General features: G+C 59.0%; 19 protein-coding genes. 11 read left to right on the forward strand and 8 right to left on the reverse strand.

Annotated features, from left to right (window positions below; all coding sequences use genetic code 11):
• Positions 1-55 precede the first annotated feature (55 nt).
• On the forward strand, positions 56-955 hold the full coding sequence (gene nhaR, locus HU718_RS19805) for a transcriptional activator NhaR (protein WP_038362809.1): 900 nt from the start codon (positions 56-58) through the stop codon (positions 953-955).
• Here nhaR and HU718_RS19810 read toward each other — a convergent pair.
• Positions 950-2,113, reverse strand: coding sequence for an MFS transporter (locus tag HU718_RS19810; protein ID WP_186616232.1), 1,164 nt, complete (start codon positions 2,111-2,113; stop codon positions 950-952). The genes nhaR and HU718_RS19810 overlap by 6 nt on opposite strands.
• Before the next feature lie 336 nt (positions 2,114-2,449).
• On the opposite strand from HU718_RS19810, the gene sstT reads away from it, so the two are divergent.
• Positions 2,450-3,682 (forward strand): serine/threonine transporter SstT, encoded by a 1,233-nt coding sequence (gene sstT, locus HU718_RS19815; RefSeq protein ID WP_110719312.1) that lies wholly within the window; start codon positions 2,450-2,452, stop codon positions 3,680-3,682.
• 336 nt (positions 3,683-4,018) lie between these two features.
• Here the strand turns inward: sstT and HU718_RS19820 are convergent, their stop codons facing one another.
• Positions 4,019-4,528, reverse strand: coding sequence for a DUF1993 domain-containing protein (locus HU718_RS19820; protein WP_102901659.1), 510 nt, complete (start codon positions 4,526-4,528; stop codon positions 4,019-4,021).
• A 125-nt stretch (positions 4,529-4,653) separates the two neighbouring features.
• Here HU718_RS19820 and HU718_RS19825 point away from each other — a divergent pair, with 125 nt between their 5' ends.
• Positions 4,654-5,301: a YceH family protein gene (locus HU718_RS19825; RefSeq protein ID WP_150708964.1), complete on the forward strand. Its 648-nt coding sequence runs from the start codon at positions 4,654-4,656 to the stop codon at positions 5,299-5,301.
• 200 nt (positions 5,302-5,501) lie between these two features.
• Here the strand turns inward: HU718_RS19825 and HU718_RS19830 are convergent, their stop codons facing one another.
• Positions 5,502-6,320 carry a shikimate 5-dehydrogenase gene (locus HU718_RS19830; protein ID WP_186616233.1) on the reverse strand — a complete coding sequence of 273 codons (819 nt, stop codon included), beginning with the start codon at positions 6,318-6,320 and terminating at the stop codon, positions 5,502-5,504.
• A 256-nt stretch (positions 6,321-6,576) separates the two neighbouring features.
• Between HU718_RS19830 and HU718_RS19835 the strand changes: the two genes are divergently transcribed.
• From HU718_RS19835 to HU718_RS19845, 3 genes are all read left to right on the forward strand, one after another.
• Complete coding sequence (locus HU718_RS19835; RefSeq protein ID WP_007917357.1) at positions 6,577-6,936, forward strand: hypothetical protein; 360 nt, start codon at positions 6,577-6,579, stop codon at positions 6,934-6,936.
• 231 nt (positions 6,937-7,167) lie between these two features.
• Entirely contained in the window at positions 7,168-7,362 is a 195-nt protein-coding gene (locus HU718_RS19840; RefSeq protein ID WP_016984641.1) for a hypothetical protein, read from the forward strand.
• 98 nt (positions 7,363-7,460) lie between these two features.
• The gene (locus tag HU718_RS19845; RefSeq protein ID WP_007917359.1) at positions 7,461-7,643 is read left to right on the forward strand and encodes a hypothetical protein; all 183 of its coding nucleotides are present in this window, start codon (positions 7,461-7,463) and stop codon (positions 7,641-7,643) included.
• Here HU718_RS19845 and HU718_RS19850 read toward each other — a convergent pair.
• Positions 7,640-8,701: an AI-2E family transporter gene (locus HU718_RS19850; protein WP_095121184.1), complete on the reverse strand. Its 1,062-nt coding sequence runs from the start codon at positions 8,699-8,701 to the stop codon at positions 7,640-7,642. The genes HU718_RS19845 and HU718_RS19850 overlap by 4 nt on opposite strands.
• A gap of 155 nt (positions 8,702-8,856) precedes the next feature.
• Here HU718_RS19850 and trhP point away from each other — a divergent pair, with 155 nt between their 5' ends.
• Positions 8,857-10,206, forward strand: a complete 1,350-nt coding sequence (gene trhP / locus HU718_RS19855) for a prephenate-dependent tRNA uridine(34) hydroxylase TrhP (protein ID WP_186616234.1) — start codon at positions 8,857-8,859, stop codon at positions 10,204-10,206.
• Positions 10,207-10,492: 286 nt separating this feature from the next.
• Here trhP and HU718_RS19860 read toward each other — a convergent pair whose 3' ends face one another.
• Positions 10,493-11,359 carry a LysR family transcriptional regulator gene (locus HU718_RS19860; RefSeq protein WP_150708968.1) on the reverse strand — a complete coding sequence of 289 codons (867 nt, stop codon included), beginning with the start codon at positions 11,357-11,359 and terminating at the stop codon, positions 10,493-10,495.
• Positions 11,360-11,460: 101 nt separating this feature from the next.
• Here HU718_RS19860 and HU718_RS19865 point away from each other — a divergent pair, with 101 nt between their 5' ends.
• Entirely contained in the window at positions 11,461-12,357 is an 897-nt protein-coding gene (locus HU718_RS19865) for a DMT family transporter (RefSeq protein WP_186616235.1), read from the forward strand.
• Positions 12,358-12,511: 154 nt separating this feature from the next.
• Here HU718_RS19865 and HU718_RS19870 read toward each other — a convergent pair whose 3' ends face one another.
• Both HU718_RS19870 and HU718_RS19875 read right to left on the reverse strand, forming a co-directional pair.
• Complete coding sequence (locus tag HU718_RS19870) at positions 12,512-12,745, reverse strand: hypothetical protein (protein ID WP_186616236.1); 234 nt, start codon at positions 12,743-12,745, stop codon at positions 12,512-12,514.
• Positions 12,746-12,837: 92 nt separating this feature from the next.
• Positions 12,838-13,551, reverse strand: coding sequence for a FadR/GntR family transcriptional regulator (locus HU718_RS19875; protein ID WP_095121179.1), 714 nt, complete (start codon positions 13,549-13,551; stop codon positions 12,838-12,840).
• A 345-nt stretch (positions 13,552-13,896) separates the two neighbouring features.
• Here HU718_RS19875 and HU718_RS19880 point away from each other — a divergent pair, with 345 nt between their 5' ends.
• Complete coding sequence (locus HU718_RS19880) at positions 13,897-15,243, forward strand: MFS transporter (RefSeq protein ID WP_134178303.1); 1,347 nt, start codon at positions 13,897-13,899, stop codon at positions 15,241-15,243.
• A 39-nt stretch (positions 15,244-15,282) separates the two neighbouring features.
• Positions 15,283-16,626 carry a glucarate dehydratase gene (gene gudD / locus HU718_RS19885; protein WP_150731218.1) on the forward strand — a complete coding sequence of 448 codons (1,344 nt, stop codon included), beginning with the start codon at positions 15,283-15,285 and terminating at the stop codon, positions 16,624-16,626.
• A 130-nt stretch (positions 16,627-16,756) separates the two neighbouring features.
• Here the strand turns inward: gudD and HU718_RS19890 are convergent, their stop codons facing one another.
• Positions 16,757-17,629 carry a LysR family transcriptional regulator gene (locus HU718_RS19890; RefSeq protein ID WP_186616237.1) on the reverse strand — a complete coding sequence of 291 codons (873 nt, stop codon included), beginning with the start codon at positions 17,627-17,629 and terminating at the stop codon, positions 16,757-16,759.
• Positions 17,630-17,789: 160 nt separating this feature from the next.
• Here HU718_RS19890 and ampC point away from each other — a divergent pair, with 160 nt between their 5' ends.
• The gene (gene ampC, locus HU718_RS19895) at positions 17,790-18,956 is read left to right on the forward strand and encodes a class C beta-lactamase (protein ID WP_150731220.1); all 1,167 of its coding nucleotides are present in this window, start codon (positions 17,790-17,792) and stop codon (positions 18,954-18,956) included.
• The last annotated feature ends 38 nt before the right edge of the window (positions 18,957-18,994 follow it).

The following is an 18,994-nucleotide window of genomic DNA, read 5'->3' on the forward strand; positions in this document are numbered from 1 at the left end:
GGAAAATTCGTATTTTTAGCGGCTATACTTCGGTTTTCACGAACTGTAGAACGTCATGCTCAATTACCGACAACTGCATTACTTCTGGGTCGTAGCCAAGACCGGCAGCATCGTGCGCGCCTGCGAGCAACTGAACCTGACCCCACAAACCATCAGCGGGCAGATTTCTTTGCTCGAACAGACTTACGGCATCGAGTTATTCAGACGGGTCGGCCGGCAACTCGAATTGACCGAGGCCGGAAGACAAGCCCTGCCCTACGCCGAGCAAATGTTTCAACTGGGCGGCGAGCTGGAATTGATGCTGCGCGCGCAACCCAACGAACAACAGATCCTGTTCCGCGTCGGCGTGGCAGACGTGGTGCCCAAGTCCATCGTCTATCGCCTGATCGCGCCGACGATGGAGCTGAACGAACCGCTGCGCATCACCTGCCGCGAAGACAAACTCGAGCGTTTGCTGGCCGATCTGGCGATCCAGCGTCTGGATCTGGTGATTTCCGACAGCCCGATGCCCTCGCACCTCGACATCAAGGGCTACAGCCAGAAGCTCGGTGAGTGCGGAATCAGCTTCTTCGCCACCCCTGAACTGGCAGCCAGATACGGTCAGGATTTTCCACGCAGCCTGCACGGCGCACCGCTGTTGATCCCCGGCGCAGAAACTGTGGTGCGCAGCCGCTTGCAGCGCTGGTTTGCCGAGCAGCAGATCCAGCCGCAAATCGTTGGGGAGTTTGATGACAGTGCCTTGATGCAGGCCTTCGGCCAATCCGGCAGCGGGATTTTTATTGGCCCGAGCGTGATTGCCGATGAGGTGAAGCGCCAGTATGGCGTCGAGTTGATTGGCCAGACTGACGCGGTGACCGAGTCGTTCTATGCCATTTCGGTGGAGCGCAAGGTCAAGCACCCCGGCATCGTTGCGATTACCGAAGGTGCCCGACGCGAGCTGTTTACTGCGTTATGAGGCCTCGGCGCACATTTCGCGCGGCTTGAGAGTCATCAGCACCATGGCGAGGAACACCGACAGCAAGATGAATCCGGCGGCGGCAAAGCCGAGGAAACCCAGCCCTGCGCTGTCGATGACCCGACCACCAACAATGGCGCCTAGGCCGATCCCCAGATTGGCCCCGGCGATGTTCAACGAAGCAGCAAAGGCCGGCGCTTCCGGCGCGGCTTTCATCAGGCGCACATGGCTGACCAGGAACAACGCGGCCTGAGTCACGCCCCAGATCCCCATCGCCACCGCCAGCCCCAGCGGCGAATGAATGTTCGGCACCAGCGAGACCATGCCGGCAATCATGAATGCACAGAACAACACCGACGCCCCCAACGGATGCCGGTCGACCGCACGACCGCCGAGCGAGTTGCCGATCAACCCGACCGCACCGAAGGCCATCAGGCACCAACCGACCACGGTGCCGTTGAAGCCGGCGAGGCGCTCAAGAATGTCGGCCAGATACGTGTAAGCGGTAAACATGCCGCTGAACACCAGAATCGACAGCACGATATGGCCGATCATCAACGGGCTGCGCAGGATCTTGAATTGCGAGCGGAAGCTGACCTGATGCTGGTGCAGACTGGTTTTCGGCAGGTAAACAAACAGCAGCAAGGCTTTGGCAAAGGCGATCACCGCGAGAATGCCGAAAGCACTGCGCCAGCCGAACGCGTCGGAAATCAGCGTACCGACCGGAATGCCGAACACCGTGGCGCAAACAATGCCGAAGCCGATCTTGGCAATCGCGCGACCGGCGAAATCCGGGCCGACGATGTCCACGGCGGTCTCGCTGGCCAAGGCCCAGAACACCGGCAGACCGAGCGCCGGAATCAATCGGGCAATCGCCATTACCCAGATATTCGGTGACAGCGCGGCCACGGTATTGGCCAGGCCAAACATGATCAGGATGCTGATAAACAGTTTGCGTCGCTCGAAGCGGGCGAAATACGCGGTCAGGAAAGGCCCGAACATCGCCACCGTGAAGGCGAACAAAGTTACCAGCAACCCGGCCTGCGGGATGGTGACGGCGAGGTCTCGGGCAATCGCCGGCAACAGGCCGACGATGACGAATTCCGTGGTCAGCACCGTGAACCCGGCAGCGGACAACAGAAGAATGGGCAACAGCATGCGCAACTCCAGCAAAACGACGACACCAGCGTTGACCCGGAGGCCCGCTGGCAGAATTTGAAAATAAGGATGCGCAATCTTAACAGAGTGTGTCCGGACTGACTTGCACAAACCTGTCTATCTGGTTGACTGCTCCGGTGGCAGATCGTCACATGCCTGAAGGATAAGGCCTACGCTGTGATAAAGTCCGCGCCCTGAAAAACGTACAGCCTGTTCAACGACCGGTTTATTGGCGTTGATGTCGCGTCAACACTTTCGGTTCGTGGCGGTGGCCTGCCCCTGTTTTGCCATCGCTTTACGCAACCTTGCACCCTATAAAAAATCAGAGATGCCGCTATGACTGCTTCATCCCCTTCTCTATTGCAACGCCTGAAGAACCTGAGCCTGGTCGCCCAGATCCTGATCGGCCTGATTGCCGGTATCGCCTTGGCGATGTTTGCCCCGGACGTGGCAAAAGACACCGCGTTCATCGGCAAAGTGTTCGTCTCGGCGTTGAAAGCCGTCGCGCCGATCCTGGTGTTCGTGTTGGTGATGGCCTCGATTGCCAACCACAAGCACGGCCAGGAAACCCATATCCGCCCGATTCTGTTCCTCTATCTGCTGGGCACCTTCGCCGCAGCAGTGGTGGCCGTGATCGCCAGCATGGCGTTCCCTTCGCATCTGGTGCTGTCCACCGAAAACGTCGCGGTGACCGCGCCGGGTGGCATTGCCGAAGTTTTGCAGAGCCTGTTGCTGAGCGTCGTGGATAACCCGGTGAATGCACTGATCAACGCCAACTTCATCGGCATTCTGGCCTGGGCGATCGGTATGGGCGTCGCGATTCGCCATGCCGGTGACACCACCCGCGAAGTGCTCGGTGATCTGTCCAACGGCGTGACCTTGATCGTGCGCGTAGTGATTCGCTTTGCACCGCTGGGTATTTTCGGTCTGGTCGCTTCGACGCTGGCCACCTCCGGTTTCGGCGCATTGATCGGTTATGCGCACCTGCTGGCCGTGCTGCTCGGCTGCATGCTGTTCGTGGCGCTGGTGATGAACCCGCTGATCGTGTTCTGGAAGCTGCGTCGCAACCCGTACCCGCTGACCCTCAAGTGCCTGCGTGAAAGCGGTATCACTGCATTCTTCACCCGCAGTTCGGCGGCGAACATTCCGGTGAATCTGGAGTTGAGCAAACGTCTGGGTCTGCATGAAGACACCTATTCGGTGTCGATCCCACTGGGTGCGACCATCAACATGGCCGGTGCGGCGATCACCATTACCGTGTTGACGCTGGCTGCCGTGCACACATTGGGTATTGCCGTGGACATTCCGACGGCGATTCTGCTGAGTGTTGTCGCCGCCATTTGTGCCTGTGGCGCTTCGGGTGTGGCCGGTGGTTCGTTGCTGTTGATTCCGTTGGCATGCAGCCTGTTTGGCATTCCGAGTGAGATTGCCATGCAGGTGGTGGCGGTCGGTTTCATTATTGGCGTGTTGCAGGATTCCGCTGAGACGGCGCTGAACTCGTCGACTGACGTGTTGTTTACCGCAGCGGCGTGTCTGGGTGAAGAAGCGAAAGCCCAGCGCACTGCGTAACCGTCTTACCCTGTGGGAGCGAGCCTGCTCGCGAAGGGGCGGGTCAGTCGACATCGATGTCGCATGACACACTGCATTCGCGAGCAGGCTCGCTCCCACAATGGAAAATGAAAAGCCCGCCGAGGTGTGAACCAGGGCGGGCTTTTTTGTGGCTGAGATCTTTCCCCCCTCACCCCAACCCTCTCCCCCCAAGGGGGGCGAGGGGGAAAGGGGGCAGACCGAGTGTTGTTCAAACCTGAGTTCGACTTGATAGATCAGGTCGGCGTATCTCGAACAGACAACTCGGTCAGTCCCCTCTCCTCTGGGAGAGGGTTAGGGTGAGGGGCTCTTGAAAAATCAGAACGCGCCCATGTAATCACGTTTGCCCACTTCAACACCGTTATGACGCAGCAGTGCATAGGTGGTAGTGACGTGGAAGAAAAACTGCGGCAAGCCATAAGTCAGCAAGTACGACTGACCGCTGAAGCGCTTCTCTTTCGGCGTGCCCGGACGGGTTACGATTTCGATGCCTTCCTTGCCGTCGATCTGCTCTGGCTTGATCTCGCCGATGAAGGCCAGAACCTTGGCGATCAGCGCTTGCAGCTCGGCGAAGGTGGTTTCTGTGTCGTCGTATTTCGGCAACTCAACTTCAGCCAGACGTGCCGAAACACCTTTGGCGAAGTCGACGGCGATCTGCACCTGGCGGGTCAGCGGGAACATGTCCGGGAACAGACGGGCCTGCAGAAACGCGTTCGGGTCGATGTTTTTCTCGGTGGCGTGGGCTTCAGCCTTTTTCAGCACATCGCTCAAAGCGTTGAGCATTTGTTGAAAAACCGGGACGGATGCGGCGTACAGGGAAATGGTCATGGCAGTCTCGTGTAGTGGCTGGGTGGAACAAGGAGGCGATTATAGCCATGCTTGATGACCACACGGCTTGCCTTTTGTTTGGCAAGGATTAGGCTAGGCGCCTTCGACTGCAGAGGGAACGCGCGATGACCACAGAACCAGAATCCACCTTCGACGAGCCACGGCTCAACGCCACGGAAATCCGCATCCTCGGCTCGTTGATCGAGAAACAGGCCACCAGCCCGGAAACCTATCCGCTGACGCTCAATGCGCTGGTCACGGCCTGCAATCAGAAAACCAGCCGCGAACCGGTGATGAACCTGACCCAGGGCCAGGTCGGGCAGAGTTTGCGGGCGCTGGAGGGTCGCGGTTTCGCCAAGCTGGTGATGGGCAGTCGCGCCGACCGCTGGGAGCACAAGGTCGACAAGGCGCTGGAGCTGGTGCCGGCGCAGGTGATTCTGAGCGGATTGATGTTTCTGCGCGGCCCACAAACCGTTAATGAGCTGCTGACCCGCAGCGGGCGTATGCATGAATTTGAAGACACCGAGCAAGTGGTGCATCAGCTTGAGCGTTTGATTGCGCGGGGGCTGGCGGTGTTGATTCCGCGCCAGGCCGGGCAGCGTGAAGATCGTTATACCCATGCCCTCGGAGATCCGGCGGACAGCGAGGCGATCATGGCAGCGCGGCAGAATCCGCAGGATCGCAGTGCCAGCACTGGCGTTTCGGTTGAGCGCATCGAAGAGCTGGAAGCGCGGATTGCCGCGCTGGAAGAGCGCCTGGCCCGCCTCGAATAATCACCACCGTTTTATTGTGGGAGCGAGCCTGCTCGCGAAGAGGTTCTGTCAGCTACATCATTTTTGAATGACACACCGCATTCGCGAGCAGGCTCGCTCCCACAGGGGATCTACAGCGAACACACAATCTGTGTATGACAAAAATTCAACTGTGGGAGCGAGCCTGCTCGCGAAGAGGCCCGCCCAGCCACCACAACCCATCAGCTCCGGGCAAACGCCACCGCCGCCGCAAACTGCTCTTCAGTCGGGCGCACGCCGGTGTACAGGACAAACTGCTCCAGCGCCTGAATCGCTATCACCTCAAGCCCGGTAATCACCCGCTTGCCCTCGGCCCGAGCGCGCACGATCAGCGGCGTCTCCGACGGAATCGCGACCACATCAAATACCGTCTCAGCCGCAGCAATAACTTGAGGCTCAAACGCCAACTGCCCCGCCTCCGGTCCGCCGTCCATGCCCACCGGCGTCACGTTGATCAGCATCTGCGGACGCTCATCACCCAGCTCAGCCTGCCAGCGATAACCCAGCGAATCCGCCAACGCACGCCCTGCCCGCTCATTGCGCGCAACGATCAAACCGTTTTTATAACCACCGTCACGCAGGGCACTGGCCACCGCTTTGGCCATACCGCCGCTGCCACGCAGGGCGAAGGTCGAATCCTTGGGCACCGCGTGGGTTTCCAGCAACTGCGCGACGGCAATGTAATCGGTGTTGTAAGCCTTCAGATGGCCGTCGGTATTGACGATGGTATTGATCGACTGGATCGCCGCTGCCGACGCATCCAGTTCATCGACCAGCGCGATGCACGCTTCCTTGAACGGCATCGACACGCCGCAACCGCGAATGCCCAAGGCACGAATGCCGCCCACGGCACCCGTCAGATCCTGGCTGCTGAACGCCTTGTAATAGAAATTCAGGCCCAACTGCTCATACAAATGGTTATGAAAACGCAGACCGAAATTGCCCGGGCGCCCCGACAGGGACATGCACAGTTGGGTGTCTTTGTTCGGGTTCATCTGCATGAAACTTCTCCTTCAAACGCACTTTCGGATAGACGGGATTAGCCAGCCCATCGGGTTCTGAACGATCATAAAGGCCTGTTTTAAACGTGTTCTGTGGCCCTTGCACGGCCCGGTAAAGAAGCCGGTACAGACCTTACACAAAATTTACCCAGCGGCTGTGCTGATTTTCAGAATTTCGCTGTCTTAGAAGTATCCCCGCGACAACTGTGGGCCTGGTGCAGGCCCTGCCGCCGGGTCGAAGAACCGAGGACTTATCATGATTCGTAAACTCCCCATTCTGGCCTTGTTGATTGGCGCACTCGCTGTCACTGGTCAGGCAGAAGCCGGTGGTGGCCACGGCTGGCAAGGCCCTGCGGTGTTTGGCGCGATCGTCGGCTCGGCCATCATCGGCTCGGCACTGATCAACCAGGATCGGCCAGTGTATGTGCAACAACAGCCGGTTTATGTTCAACCGCAACCGGTCTACGTGCAGCAGCCACCACCACCGGTCTACTACCAGCCGGCGCCGGTGTATGTGCAACAGCCGGTTTACATCCAACAGGCCCCCGTCTACTACGGCCCGCCTCGCGGTTATTACGGCCGGCCACATGGCTATTATGGCGGTCCACGCTGGTAACCAAAAAACAGAGCCCCGCTTTTATAGCGGGGCTTTTTTATGACCGTTGGTCGGCGAGCGTCTGAAAAAATCTCGCCAAGGTCGCTGTGAGGACAGTTTCACCGGCTAAAGTCGGCATGATTGACTCGACCGTTATGTAGATTTCCACAAAACGGTCACTTATTTGTCATGACGGAACCGCAATCTGAATCCGTCCGTAAACAACAGGTTGATAACAACAAGGACGACTGTATGCCAACACAAAACCCGCACCGCATCGTCGGCCTGTGCACCTCAAGCAAGGTGTACAGCGCGCTGACCGAACTCAAGCACCTGGAAGGCCACCGCTGCGCCAAGTTTCTTTCGCTGCTGGCGGAGAATCTGGTGCACAAAGGTTTGCTCAACGAACGCGAAGTCATGCACATGCTTGATCAAGTGGTCGACTGAAGCCTCAATGGCGTCAATGACTACTATCGAAAGCGTTGATTGTCCGTAGAAGCGGCGAATCTCTAAGGTAGCTCCATTGTTAGATGGAGGTACTCGTCATGGCTCAGGTTCAAATCATGTCCGTTATCGGCAGCGCCGTTCCCGCCTCGCTCAGAGCATCGGGCTTGCTCGCCTGCTGGTATCTGATGCGCGACGGTGAAGCGATCAGCGGCCCGCTCACTTCGCTGCCCGCGGCGCAGGCACTGTCGCAGAAGATCGTCAGCGAGCCGTTCCACGCTTAAGGCAGTTGCACCTTGGGCTTGGTCTCGGCGAACAACGCCCAGCTCGACATGAACAGCGCCGCGATCAACGGGCCGATCACAAAGCCGTTGAGGCCGAACACTGCCAGACCGCCAAGGGTCGAAATCAGAATCATGTAATCGGGCATTTTGGTGTCCTTGCCCACCAGAATCGGTCGCATCACGTTGTCCACCAACCCGATCACAAACACCCCGAACAAGCCCAGAACCACGCCTTGCCAGATCATCCCGCTGAGCAGGAAATACACCGCGACCGGCGCCCAGACAATCCCCGCGCCCACTGCTGGCAGCAGCGACAAAAACCCCATCAACACCGCCCAGAGCAATGCGCTGGGGATGTCGAGAAACCAGAAAATCGCTCCGCCCAGCGCGCCTTGAGTCACCGCGACTACGAGATTGCCCTTCACCGTCGCCCGTACCACGCGGTTGAACTTCAACTGCAAGCGCCGCTTGTGGCCTTCCTCCAGTGGCACGGCGGTGCGCACTTTGCGCGCCAGTTCGGCGCCGTCGCGCAAGAAGAAAAACAGCAGATACAACATGATGAAAAAACTCACCACGAACTCGAACGTACCCTGACCAAAACTGAACGCTTGAGTGGCCAGGACCTGACTGCCCTGCATCGCCGATTTGACGATTTTCTCGCGCAGGCCATTGAGTTCGCCCATGCCGAAACGGTCGAGCAAGTGCTGAAAGTATGGCGGCAAGCTGTGCTTGAACTGAGCCAGATACGCGGCAATGTCCAGCTCACCGCTTTCGATATTCTTGTAGACCGCCGCGCCTTCCTGCACCAGCAGCACACTGAGGATGATCACCGGCAGAATCGCAATCACCAGGCAGATCGATAAGGTACACAGCGACGTCAGGTTGCGCTGCCAGCCGAATTTAGCCTGCAGCCGGCGTTGCATCGGCGCAAATACAATGCCGAGAATCACCGCCCAGAACACCGCGCCGTAGAACGGCAAGAGGATCCAGATAAACGCCACCGTGACCAGCAACAGCAGCACGGTGAGGGATTTGAATTGAAGGCTTTTTTCGTTCATGTCCGATCCATGTCAGTCAGGCGTCATGCACGCCCCGATGCTTAGTCAACCGGGGCGTGCACGAGTGCCATCTTTATTCATGGAGCATAGATCCAGATCAACAAACCCTCACCGCATCTGACTTACCCTGCCGCGCTTTTGCGACCGACACCGCCATGACCTCGATCCTCGCCGCCCCCGAACTGCTCGCTCCCGCCGGCACCCTGAAAAACATGCGCTACGCCTTCGCCTACGGCGCCGATGCAGTCTATGCCGGTCAGCCGCGTTATAGCCTGCGGGTGCGCAACAACGAGTTCGATCACGCCAACCTGGCGTTGGGCATTCGTGAAGCCCAGGCGCAGGGCAAGCGCTTCTACGTGGTGGTCAACATCGCCCCGCACAACGCCAAACTGAAAACCTTTCTCAAGGATCTGGCGCCGGTCATCGAAATGGCGCCGAATGCGCTGATCATGTCCGACCCGGGGCTGATCATGCTGGTACGCCGGCATTTCCCGCAGATGCCGATCCACCTTTCCGTTCAGGCGAACACGGTGAACTGGGCGAGCGTCGAGTTCTGGCAGCAACAGGGGCTGAGCCGGATCATCCTGTCGCGGGAATTGTCGCTGGAGGAAATCGGCGAAATCCGCGAACAGGTGCCGGGCATGGAGCTGGAAGTGTTCGTTCATGGCGCGCTGTGCATGGCCTATTCCGGGCGCTGCCTGTTGTCGGGTTACATGAACAAACGCGACGCCAATCAGGGCACCTGCACCAACGCCTGTCGCTGGAAATACTCGGCGCAAGAGGCCACGGAGAATCAGCTCGGCGAGATCGTTCAGACCTTCCAGCCTGAGCCGACACTGGGTCTGGGCGCGCCCACCGATCAGGTGTTTCTGTTGCAGGAAGCGAATCGCCCCGATGAATTGATGCCGGCGTTCGAAGACGAGCACGGCACCTACATCATGAACGCCAAGGACCTGCGCGCGGTGCAGCACGTCGAGCGTCTGGCGCGCATGGGCGTGCATTCCTTGAAGATCGAGGGCCGGACCAAGTCGCACTTCTATTGCGCGCGCACCACTCAGGTGTATCGCCGGGCGATTGATGATGCGGTGGCCGGGCGTGAGTTCGATCGCAGCCTGATGACCGATCTGGAGTCACTGGCGCAGCGTGGCTACACCGAGGGTTTCCTGCGTCGGCATGTGCATGACGAGTATCAGAATTATCAGAATGGCAGCTCGGTATCGGAGCGTCAGCAGTTCGTGGGTGAGCTGACTGGTGAGCGACGGGATCGGCTGGCTGAGGTCAAGGTGAAGAACCGTTTTGCACTGGGTGATCATCTGGAATTGATGACGCCCATGGGCAATTTTCATTTTGATTTGCATGAGTTGCAGAGTGTTAAGGGTGAGGCGATCGACTTGGCACCGGGGGATGGGCATACGGTTTATGTGCCGATTCCGGAGGGGGTGGATTTGCGGTTTGGGTTGTTGATGCGGGATATCGGGAGTGCCTGGAAAAGCCCCTCACCCTAGCCCTCTCCCAGAGGGAGAGGGGACTGATTGGGGGATATTGGAGAAGTTCACCGACCTGACCGTGCTGCGCCGAATCCAAAATCAACTCTTCCGATCAAGCACACTGGACTTGATTTAATCCATAATCGACTCGATTGTTCAGCTTGGCTGAATCCATAATCGACCCGATTGTTCAGCTTGTCTAAATCCATAATCGACTCGGTCGATCAGGTCGACGTATAACGCATGACACCTCGGTCAGCCCCCTCTCCCTCCGGGAGAGGGCTGGGGTGAGGGTAAGCTTTTCCTACGCAACAAACTCCTCCCGCAACATCGCCACAAACGCCTCCCGCGCCGGGTGCACCCCGGCGTTTTCATGCCAGTAAAACAAGTTATCGACGGCCGCCAGCTCCGCAAACTCATACCCCACACACCCAGCCCCTTTCGCGTACTGCTCAAACACGCCCTTGGGCACCAGCGCCACCCCTGCCCCGGCACTCACACACCCCACAATCGCACCATAACTGGCGAGACTGACGATCGGCAGCGACAACCCCTGACGCAACAACCAATGCTCCAGCGCCGCCCGATACGGACAACCCTGCGGCCACATGAACACGGTTTTGTCCTGCAGATCCTCGATGCTGCGCACTGGCCCGAACGAGGTCGACGCGATCAACAGCAATTCCTCGCGATACATCGGCGTGCGCTTGAGCTGCGAACGTTCGACATCCACCGCGACAATCGCGCCATCGAGGCGGTGGCTGACGGTGTCGTCGAGCAACTGCGCCCAAGTGCCGGTGGTGAGTTCCAGCGCGACCTGCGGATAGCGCTTGTGAAACTTTGCCAGCAAGCGCGGCAAGCGCCCGGTCGCCGAAGATTCGATCGCGCCAATGCGCAACGGCCCGGACGGTTCGGATGAAGGATCAACCGCACGTTTGGCCTCGGCGGTCAGCGCCAGAATCTTTTCCGCATAGGCGAGAAACGTCTGCCCCGCCGGACTGATGCGCAACCCGCGTCCCTCACGCAGAAACAGCGCAACGCCCAGTTCCGCCTCGAGCGCCTTGATTCGCGCAGTGATGTTCGACGGCACGCAGAACAGCTTTTCCGCCGCCCGCGCAATGCTGCCGAGCTCGGCTACGGTCTTGAACATACGGATTTGCGCCAGTTCCATAACCATCACTCTGAGTGAACATTGCGAGCAGTATAAGTCAGTTGTGGCGAATGATTGCGCGCCCGGATACTCAGCGCATTCACACTTTTGAGCAGCCGATCATGCCGCACCCTTCCCCACTGAAAATCCTTCTGGCGATGGCGTTTGTCGTCGGCTGCTGGGCCTACTCGCCGACCGGTATTCACATCGGCCTGCAAGCCTACGACCCCGGACATCTGGCGTTGCTGCGGTTTCTCTTGGCGTCGTTGTTCATGGTACTGATCGCCGCGTTCAAGGGCATTCGCCTGCCGCACTGGCGCGATGTGCCGCTGTTGTTCGCCCTGGGTTTTTTCGCCGTCAGCCTGCATCACGTCGCGCTAAACATCGGCCAGCAAAGCGTCAGTGCCGGCGCTTCCAGTGTGTTGGCGCAATCGAGTCCGCTGTTCAGCACGTTGCTGGCGCGGTTCTTGTTCAAGGATCGGGTCAGCGCCTGGCGTTGGGGCTGTGTGTTACTCGGTTTTGTCGGCGTGGTGATTGTGGTCAGCGGCGATAAGGGCTTGGGCGCTATCGATGTGCATGCACTGCTGATCCTGTTGGCGGCGGTTTCATGGAGCGTTTACTTCGCTCTGCAAAAACACCATGCACGGCGTTACGACGGTTTCAGTCTGGCGTGTTACGCGGTGTGGTCGGGGACGTTGATGCTGCTGATTTATCTGCCGGGGCTGAGTGACGCCGTGATAAATGCGCCGCGGCGGGTGCAGTGGGCGGTGTTGGCGTTGGGCGTGTTTCCCAGTGCGCTGGCTTATCTGGCTTGGGGCTTTGTGCTCAAGCATGTGGATTTGAGCCGGGCGACGATGACGTTGTACCTGATACCGCCGACGGCGATGGGGATTGCGTCGATTGGGTTGGGGGAGCGGCCGACGTTGCAGGTGCTGGTGGGGTCGGTGGTGGTGTTGATCAGTGTGTTGGCGTTGAATCTGGAGCGGCGGGTTGGGGTGATTCGGGCTGCCGGGGTCTGATCTCGGATATGTGTTGAAGCCAATTCCGCAATCGCGAGCAGGCTCACTCCTACAATGGGCAGTGGGTGTACATAGAGTCTGTGCATGCCACAAAACCTTGTAGGAGTGAGCCTGCTCGCGAAGGGGCCGGTAAATCCAGCACAACAACCAGGATTCAGCGCCGATCATCCGACAACGGCGTCGGCTCATCCGCCGGCGGCACGTCCTCATCATCCGCCGGCGGATCCTGCCAATCCTCCGGCCGATCAGCATCGCTCAACGGATCACGCCCCGGGTTCATCCCCGGCGGTGCATCATGATCGGCCAGTGTCGGTTCATCGGTACCGGGCAGCGGCCGGGTTGGATCGGTCGGCAGCACACCGCCCTGAAACAGCAAATCATTAGCCATGACACACCTCACTCAGGAGGTCCGGAATACCCGGGCCGTACAACTTGGAATCAGCCCTGTGTACGGCGTGCTATCGAACAGACCAACGGCGCTCAACCCTGCGCGGAAAATCGGTCGCGGCTGTTGGTCAGGTGCAGCCACATGGCTGCCCGCGCCGCATCCGCATCCTGACGCTTGATCGCGTTCAAGATCGCCTCGTGCTCCAGATGAGCCAGTTGCCCGAGCTTGCTCAGATCCGCCGCACCGCGTTCAGCAGCATTGATCCGGTTACGTGGAATCATCGCGCTGCCCAGGTGCTGCATGATTTCACTGAAGCAGACGTTGCCGGTGGCTTCGGCGATCAGCAGATGAAAGCGTCGATCGGCCTCGACGCAACTGTCGTTGTTGTCCAGTAACCGCTGGTAGTCATCCAGCGCCTGACGCATTTGCAGCAATTGCTGCTCGGTACGGCGTTGCGCCGCCAGCGCCGCCGCCTGGGTTTCCAGGCCCAGGCGCAGTTCGAGAATGCTGCGCACACCGAGCGCGGTATCGACATTCAGGCGCAAGCCCTGCTCCGGCGCACGCTCGATGACAAACGTGCCGATGCCGTGGCGCGTCTCCACCAGCCCGGAGGCCTGCAATTTGGAAATCGCCTCGCGAACCACCGTACGGCTGACGCCGTGTTCCTGAACGATGGAATTCTCCGACGGCAGCTTGTCGCCGGGCGACAGCTGACCAAGAAGAATGCTCTGGGTGAGTTTCTCCACCAGATCATGAGCGAGGTTGTGCGCACGTTTGCGAGCGGGGGCGTCGAGGTCTTCTTGCATGGTCGGTTCCGGTGATCGGGTCTTGCCGATCGTAGCATTGCGAGGCTGGCTGACGGGATTGATTCTAACGCCTCAACTTGTATGACAACACTCAAATAAATCGGAAGAAATCAGGACATCTTGAAGATTACTCGTGCGCAGCCGGGGAAATTTATCGCGACCCTAAAGGTGAAAAACCCAATAAACGCTAGGATAAAATACAAAAAAGCATAAGAAACCGGCCTTCCAGAGAAAATTAATAGATCCTCCCCACTTGTAGGACAAAAAATCTCAGTTGTATGATGTCTATCAACAACGCAGTACTCGCCCTACCCCGCATAAAAATAATCAGTGGGAGAAAACCAAGTGAAAACCTCCGTCTCCGGGATAAACGAGGGCGTCGATTCGACACTCGCGTCCGCCATCTCGAAAGTGAAACGCCACGTCCTGCCGCTCTTCGTGATCATGTTCATCGTCAATTACATTGACCGGGTGAACATCGGTTTCGTCCGCACCCACATGGAACACGACTTGGGCATTGGTGCCGCCGCTTACGGCTTCGGCGCCGGTCTGTTCTTCATCGGTTACGCGCTGTTCGAAGTCCCGTCGAACATGCTGCTGCAGAAAGTCGGCGCCCGCATCTGGCTGACTCGCATCATGTTCACCTGGGGCCTGGTCGCCGCCGGCATGGCGTTCATCCAGAACGAAACCCACTTCTATGTGCTGCGCTTTTTGCTCGGCGTTGCCGAGGCCGGGTTCTTTCCCGGGGTGATCTATTACTTCACCCGTTGGCTGCCCGGCGCCGAACGCGGCAAGGCGATTGCGATTTTCCTCAGCGGCTCCGCCGTGGCCTCGTTGATCTCCGGCCCGTTGTCCGGTCTGCTCCTGCAAATCAACGGGTTGGGCATGCACGGCTGGCAATGGATGTACTTCATTGAAGGGATGTTCTCGGTGTGCCTGTGCGTGTTCGTCTGGTTCTGGCTCGACGCCAAACCCCACGACGCGAAATGGCTGAGCCGCGCCGAACAGGATGCCCTGGTCAACGCCATCGACGCTGAACAGAAGGCCCGCGAAGCCGCGACGCCGATCCGGCCATCGATGGGCAAACTGCTCAAGGACCGCCAGATCATCCTGTTCTGCCTGATCTACTTCTTCATTCAGTTGACCATCTACGCGGCAACCTTCTGGCTGCCGAGCATCATCAAGAAAATGGGCGAGATGAGCGACTTCCAGGTCGGCCTGTTCAACTCGATTCCGTGGTTGCTGTCGATCATCGGCATGTACGCCTTCGCCTCGTTCTCGGCCAAGTGGAAACACCAACAGGCGTGGGTCGCCACCGCCCTGTTGATCGCCGCTGCGGGGATGTTCATGTCGACCACCGGCGGGCCGATCTTCGCCTTCGTTGCGATCTGTTTTGCCGCACTGGGTTTCAAATCCGCTTCGTCACTGTTCTGGCCGATCCCGCAGGCGTATCTGGATGCACGCATCGCGGCGGCGGTGATCGCGTTGATCAACTCGGTCGGCAACCTTGGCGGCTTCGTCGCGCCAACCACTTTCGGCCTGCTCGAAGAACACACCGGCTCGATTCAGGGCGGCCTCTATGGCCTGGCCGCAACCTCGATCATCGCCGCAATCATCGTCTTCTTCGCGCGCACCACCCCGAAACCTGCTGCTGATATAGCCGTGGCCGATGCCGCGCCAAAGCACGCCTGACGTCCATTTTTAAAGATTGCGTATTAAAAGGATAAGAACATGACCGCACACGACACCGCCAAAGCCCCGATCATCACCGACATGCAAGTCATCCCGGTGGCCGGCCATGACGGCATGCTGCTCAATCTGAGTGGCGCCCACGGGCCGTTTTTCACCCGCAACATCGTCATCCTCAAGGACAACGCCGGCCACACCGGCGTCGGCGAGGTGCCCGGTGGCGAGCGCATTCGCCAGACCCTCGAAGATGCACGCAGTCTGGTAGTCGGCAGCCCGATCGGCACCTATCAGAAGATCCTCAATCAAGTGCGCCAGACCTTCGCTGACCGCGATGCCGGCGGTCGTGGCCTGCAGACGTTTGACCTGCGCATCACCATCCACGCAGTGACTGGCCTCGAAGCCGCGCTGCTCGATCTGCTCGGTCAGCATCTTGATGTACCGGTGGCGGCGCTGCTTGGCGAAGGCCAGCAACGCGATGAAGTGAAGATGCTCGGCTATCTGTTTTACGTTGGTGATCAGCGCGAAACCGACCTCGCCTATCGCAGCGAACCGGACGCCGACAATGACTGGTTCCGCGTGCGTCACGAGAAGGCCATGAGCGCCGAAGCCGTGGTGCGCCTCGCCGAAGCGGCCCATGCGAAATACGGTTTCAAGGACTTCAAGCTCAAGGGCGGCGTGCTCAGCGGTGATGCCGAAATCGAAGCCGTCACAGCGCTGGCCGAACGCTTTCCCGAGGCGCGCATCACCCTCGATCCGAACGGTGCGTGGTCATTGAAAGAAGCCATTCGTTTGTGCCGCGACCAGCATCAGGTGCTCGCCTACGCCGAAGACCCGTGCGGTGCGGAAAACGGTTATTCCGGCCGCGAAGTGATGGCTGAGTTTCGCCGTGCCACCGGGCTGAAAACCGCCACCAACATGATCGCCACTGACTGGCGCGAAATGGGCCACGCGATCCAGTTGCAGTCGGTGGACATCCCGCTGGCCGACCCGCACTTCTGGACCATGCAGGGTTCGGTGCGCGTGGCGCAGATGTGCCATGAATGGGGGCTGACCTGGGGTTCGCATTCCAACAACCACTTCGATATCTCGCTGGCGATGTTCACCCATGTCGCTGCGGCCGCACCGGGCGAGATCACCGCGATCGACACCCACTGGATCTGGCAGGACGGCCAACGGTTGACCAAGGCGCCGCTGCAAATTGTCGATGGTCTGGTGCAGGTGCCGAAGAAGCCGGGACTGGGCGTCGAACTGGATATGGATCAGGTGGCCAAGGCCCATGAACTGTATAAAGGCATGGGCCTCGGCGCGCGGGATGACAGCGTGGCGATGCAGTTTTTGATTCCGGGGTGGAAGTTCGATAACAAGCGGCCGTGTCTGGTGCGGTAACAGGTTCTCTTCGATCCACCACCCTCCCCTGTGGGAGCGAGCCTGCTCGCGAATGCGGTGTAACAGCCAACATTTTTGTCGACTGACACACCGCTTTCGCGAGCAGGCTCGCTCCCACAGGGGTTATGTATTAACCAGAGATTTGCAGCAGCCAGGTTTTGAAGGCGAGCATCGCCGCCGTTTCGGGGCGCGACTGCAACCGCGTCAACCAGTAACTCCCCGTCGTAATCTCAATCGCAAACGGCTGACAAATCGCCTCCGCCGCCAGTTGCCGGGCGAACATCAGCGGCGGCGCCAACGCCACCCCGCTGCCCTGCAACGCCGCCTCCATCATCGCCAACGATGAATCGAAAACAATGCTCTGCGGCGGCGCTGCATGGGTTGCCAACCCGGCAGCCTGAAACCACTCCGGCCATTCATCGGTGCGATAGGAACGCAGCAAAGTCTGTTGCAGCAAATCCCCCGGCGAATGCAATTGCCGAACGATGTCCGGCACGCACAACACCGACAGCGGCGCCTCCAGCAAACGCGTCGCCTCAATGCCATGCCACGCCCCGGCGCCAAAGCGGATCGCATAATCCAGCCCTTCTGCCGCGACATCCACGCGGTTGTTGTTGGTCGACAGCCGCAAATCTATGAGCGGATGTTTCGCCCGGAAGTCCGCCAGCCTCGGCAACAGCCAACCCACGGCGAAGGTACCGACCGCGCCGACCGTCAACATTTCGCGGTACTGTCCACCGGCGAGGCGTTCGAGAATCTGCGCGATGTGATCGAACGAGGTGCTCAGCACGGGCAGCAAAGTTTCGCCTTCACTGGTCAGCATCAGCCCACGGGGCAAGCGTTTGAACAGGGTGACGTTGAGTTGCGCTTCCAGGCTTTTGACCTGATGGCTGACAGCAGCCTGGGTGACGCACAGCTCCACGGCCGCGCGAGTGAAGCTCAAATGGCGCGCGGAGGCTTCAAAGGCGCGCAGTGCATTCAGCGGCAATTGCGGTCGAATCATGCCCAGTCCCAAATTTTTCTAATGGCTCGTGCGAGTTTTCGTCGTTTGTCGATTGGCGCCGCGCTGACTAGATTGACGGCGCTGATCAGTCGCCCAACTAAATAATCGCCCGCAGTGTAGCGGGATAACATCATCAACACTCATGGAGAGTGGTTCATTCATGTCATCCATTCAATCGAGCAAAGTCATTTCCTGCGCCGCTTTCGGTCTGTTTTTTGGCGCTACATCCTGCCTCGCAGCCGCGCCCGACGCTGCGCAGCTGCAAGCATTGGTCAACGACGCGGTAACGCCCGTGATGCAACAACAGAACATTCCCGGCCTGAGCGTGGCACTGACCATCAACGGTCAGCCGCATTACTTTAACTACGGCGTCGCCAACAAAGACACCGGGCAAACAGTCAGCAAAAACACCCTGTTCGAAATCGGCTCGGTGAGCAAAACCTTCACCGCCACCCTCGCCGGTTACGCCCAAGCGACCGGCAACCTGGATCTGTCGACCAAGGCCAGTCAGCTCTGGCCTGAATTGAAAGGCAGTGCCTTCGACAACATCAGCGTGGTGCAACTGGGCACCTACAGTGCCGGCGGTTTGCCTCTGCAATTCCCGGCGCAATGGGATTCGTCTGACAAGATGCTCGGCTATTTCCAACAGTGGAAACCGGTTTATCCGGCAGGCAGCCATCGCCAGTACTCCAACCCGAGTTTGGGTTTGTTCGGTTATCTGGCCGCGAAAAGCCTGGGCCAACCGTTTGATCAGGCGATGACACAAACCCTGCTGCCGAAACTCGGTTTGCAGCACACCTACCTCAGCGTGCCGGCCGCGCAGATGAGCCTGTATGCCCAAGGCTATGACAAGAACGACAAACCGGTGCGTGTCACCCCCGGTGCGCTGGACGCGCAGGCCTACGGTGTAAAAACCAGCGCCGTGGACATGCTGCGTTACGTGCAGGCCAACCTGAAACCTGAAACGCTGGAAGCTTCCCTGCAAAAAACCATCGCCAACATCCACACCGGGTACTACACGGTTGGCGACATGACCCAAGGTCTGGGTTGGGAAATGTACCGCTACCCGATCAGCCTTGATCGTTTGCTGGCGGGCAACTCGACGGGAATGGTCATGGAGGCGCACAAGGTGCAGTGGCTGAATCCGCCGCAACCGCAGCCGCATGACGTGCTGATCAACAAGACCGGCTCGACCGGTGGCTTCGGGGCTTACGTGGCGTTTGTGCCGAGCAAGGATGTTGGCATCGTGATCATGGCCAACAAGAACTTCCCGATTCCTGAGCGGGTGAAGATCGCCCACAAAATCCTCAGCGCTGTCGCTGACTGAAAATCAAAAGATCGCAGCCTGCGGCAGTTCCTACAAGA

This window comes from Pseudomonas tensinigenes (assembly GCF_014268445.2).
GTDB lineage: Bacteria > Pseudomonadota > Gammaproteobacteria > Pseudomonadales > Pseudomonadaceae > Aquipseudomonas > Aquipseudomonas tensinigenes.

Bases quoted from the DNA above. Each gene is read 5' to 3' on its own strand.
- HU718_RS19860 (WP_150708968.1), bottom strand. From the start codon at position 11,359: ATGGAACTGGCGCAAATCCGTATGTTCAAGACCGTAGCCGAGCTCGGC.
- HU718_RS19840 (WP_016984641.1), top strand. From the start codon at position 7,168: ATGCCAACACAAAACCCGCACCGCATCGTCGGCCTGTGCACCTCAAGC.
- HU718_RS19890 (WP_186616237.1), bottom strand. From the start codon at position 17,629: ATGATTCGACCGCAATTGCCGCTGAATGCACTGCGCGCCTTTGAAGCC.
- trhP (WP_186616234.1), top strand. From the start codon at position 8,857: ATGACCTCGATCCTCGCCGCCCCCGAACTGCTCGCTCCCGCCGGCACC.
- HU718_RS19870 (WP_186616236.1), bottom strand. From the start codon at position 12,745: ATGGCTAATGATTTGCTGTTTCAGGGCGGTGTGCTGCCGACCGATCCA.
- gudD (WP_150731218.1), top strand. From the start codon at position 15,283: ATGACCGCACACGACACCGCCAAAGCCCCGATCATCACCGACATGCAA.
- HU718_RS19820 (WP_102901659.1), bottom strand. From the start codon at position 4,528: ATGACCATTTCCCTGTACGCCGCATCCGTCCCGGTTTTTCAACAAATG.
- HU718_RS19845 (WP_007917359.1), top strand. From the start codon at position 7,461: ATGGCTCAGGTTCAAATCATGTCCGTTATCGGCAGCGCCGTTCCCGCC.
- HU718_RS19835 (WP_007917357.1), top strand. From the start codon at position 6,577: ATGATTCGTAAACTCCCCATTCTGGCCTTGTTGATTGGCGCACTCGCT.
- HU718_RS19850 (WP_095121184.1), bottom strand. From the start codon at position 8,701: ATGAACGAAAAAAGCCTTCAATTCAAATCCCTCACCGTGCTGCTGTTG.
- sstT (WP_110719312.1), top strand. From the start codon at position 2,450: ATGACTGCTTCATCCCCTTCTCTATTGCAACGCCTGAAGAACCTGAGC.
- ampC (WP_150731220.1), top strand. From the start codon at position 17,790: ATGTCATCCATTCAATCGAGCAAAGTCATTTCCTGCGCCGCTTTCGGT.
- HU718_RS19810 (WP_186616232.1), bottom strand. From the start codon at position 2,113: ATGCTGTTGCCCATTCTTCTGTTGTCCGCTGCCGGGTTCACGGTGCTG.
- HU718_RS19865 (WP_186616235.1), top strand. From the start codon at position 11,461: ATGCCGCACCCTTCCCCACTGAAAATCCTTCTGGCGATGGCGTTTGTC.
- HU718_RS19825 (WP_150708964.1), top strand. From the start codon at position 4,654: ATGACCACAGAACCAGAATCCACCTTCGACGAGCCACGGCTCAACGCC.
- HU718_RS19875 (WP_095121179.1), bottom strand. From the start codon at position 13,551: ATGCAAGAAGACCTCGACGCCCCCGCTCGCAAACGTGCGCACAACCTC.
- HU718_RS19830 (WP_186616233.1), bottom strand. From the start codon at position 6,320: ATGCAGATGAACCCGAACAAAGACACCCAACTGTGCATGTCCCTGTCG.
- nhaR (WP_038362809.1), top strand. From the start codon at position 56: ATGCTCAATTACCGACAACTGCATTACTTCTGGGTCGTAGCCAAGACC.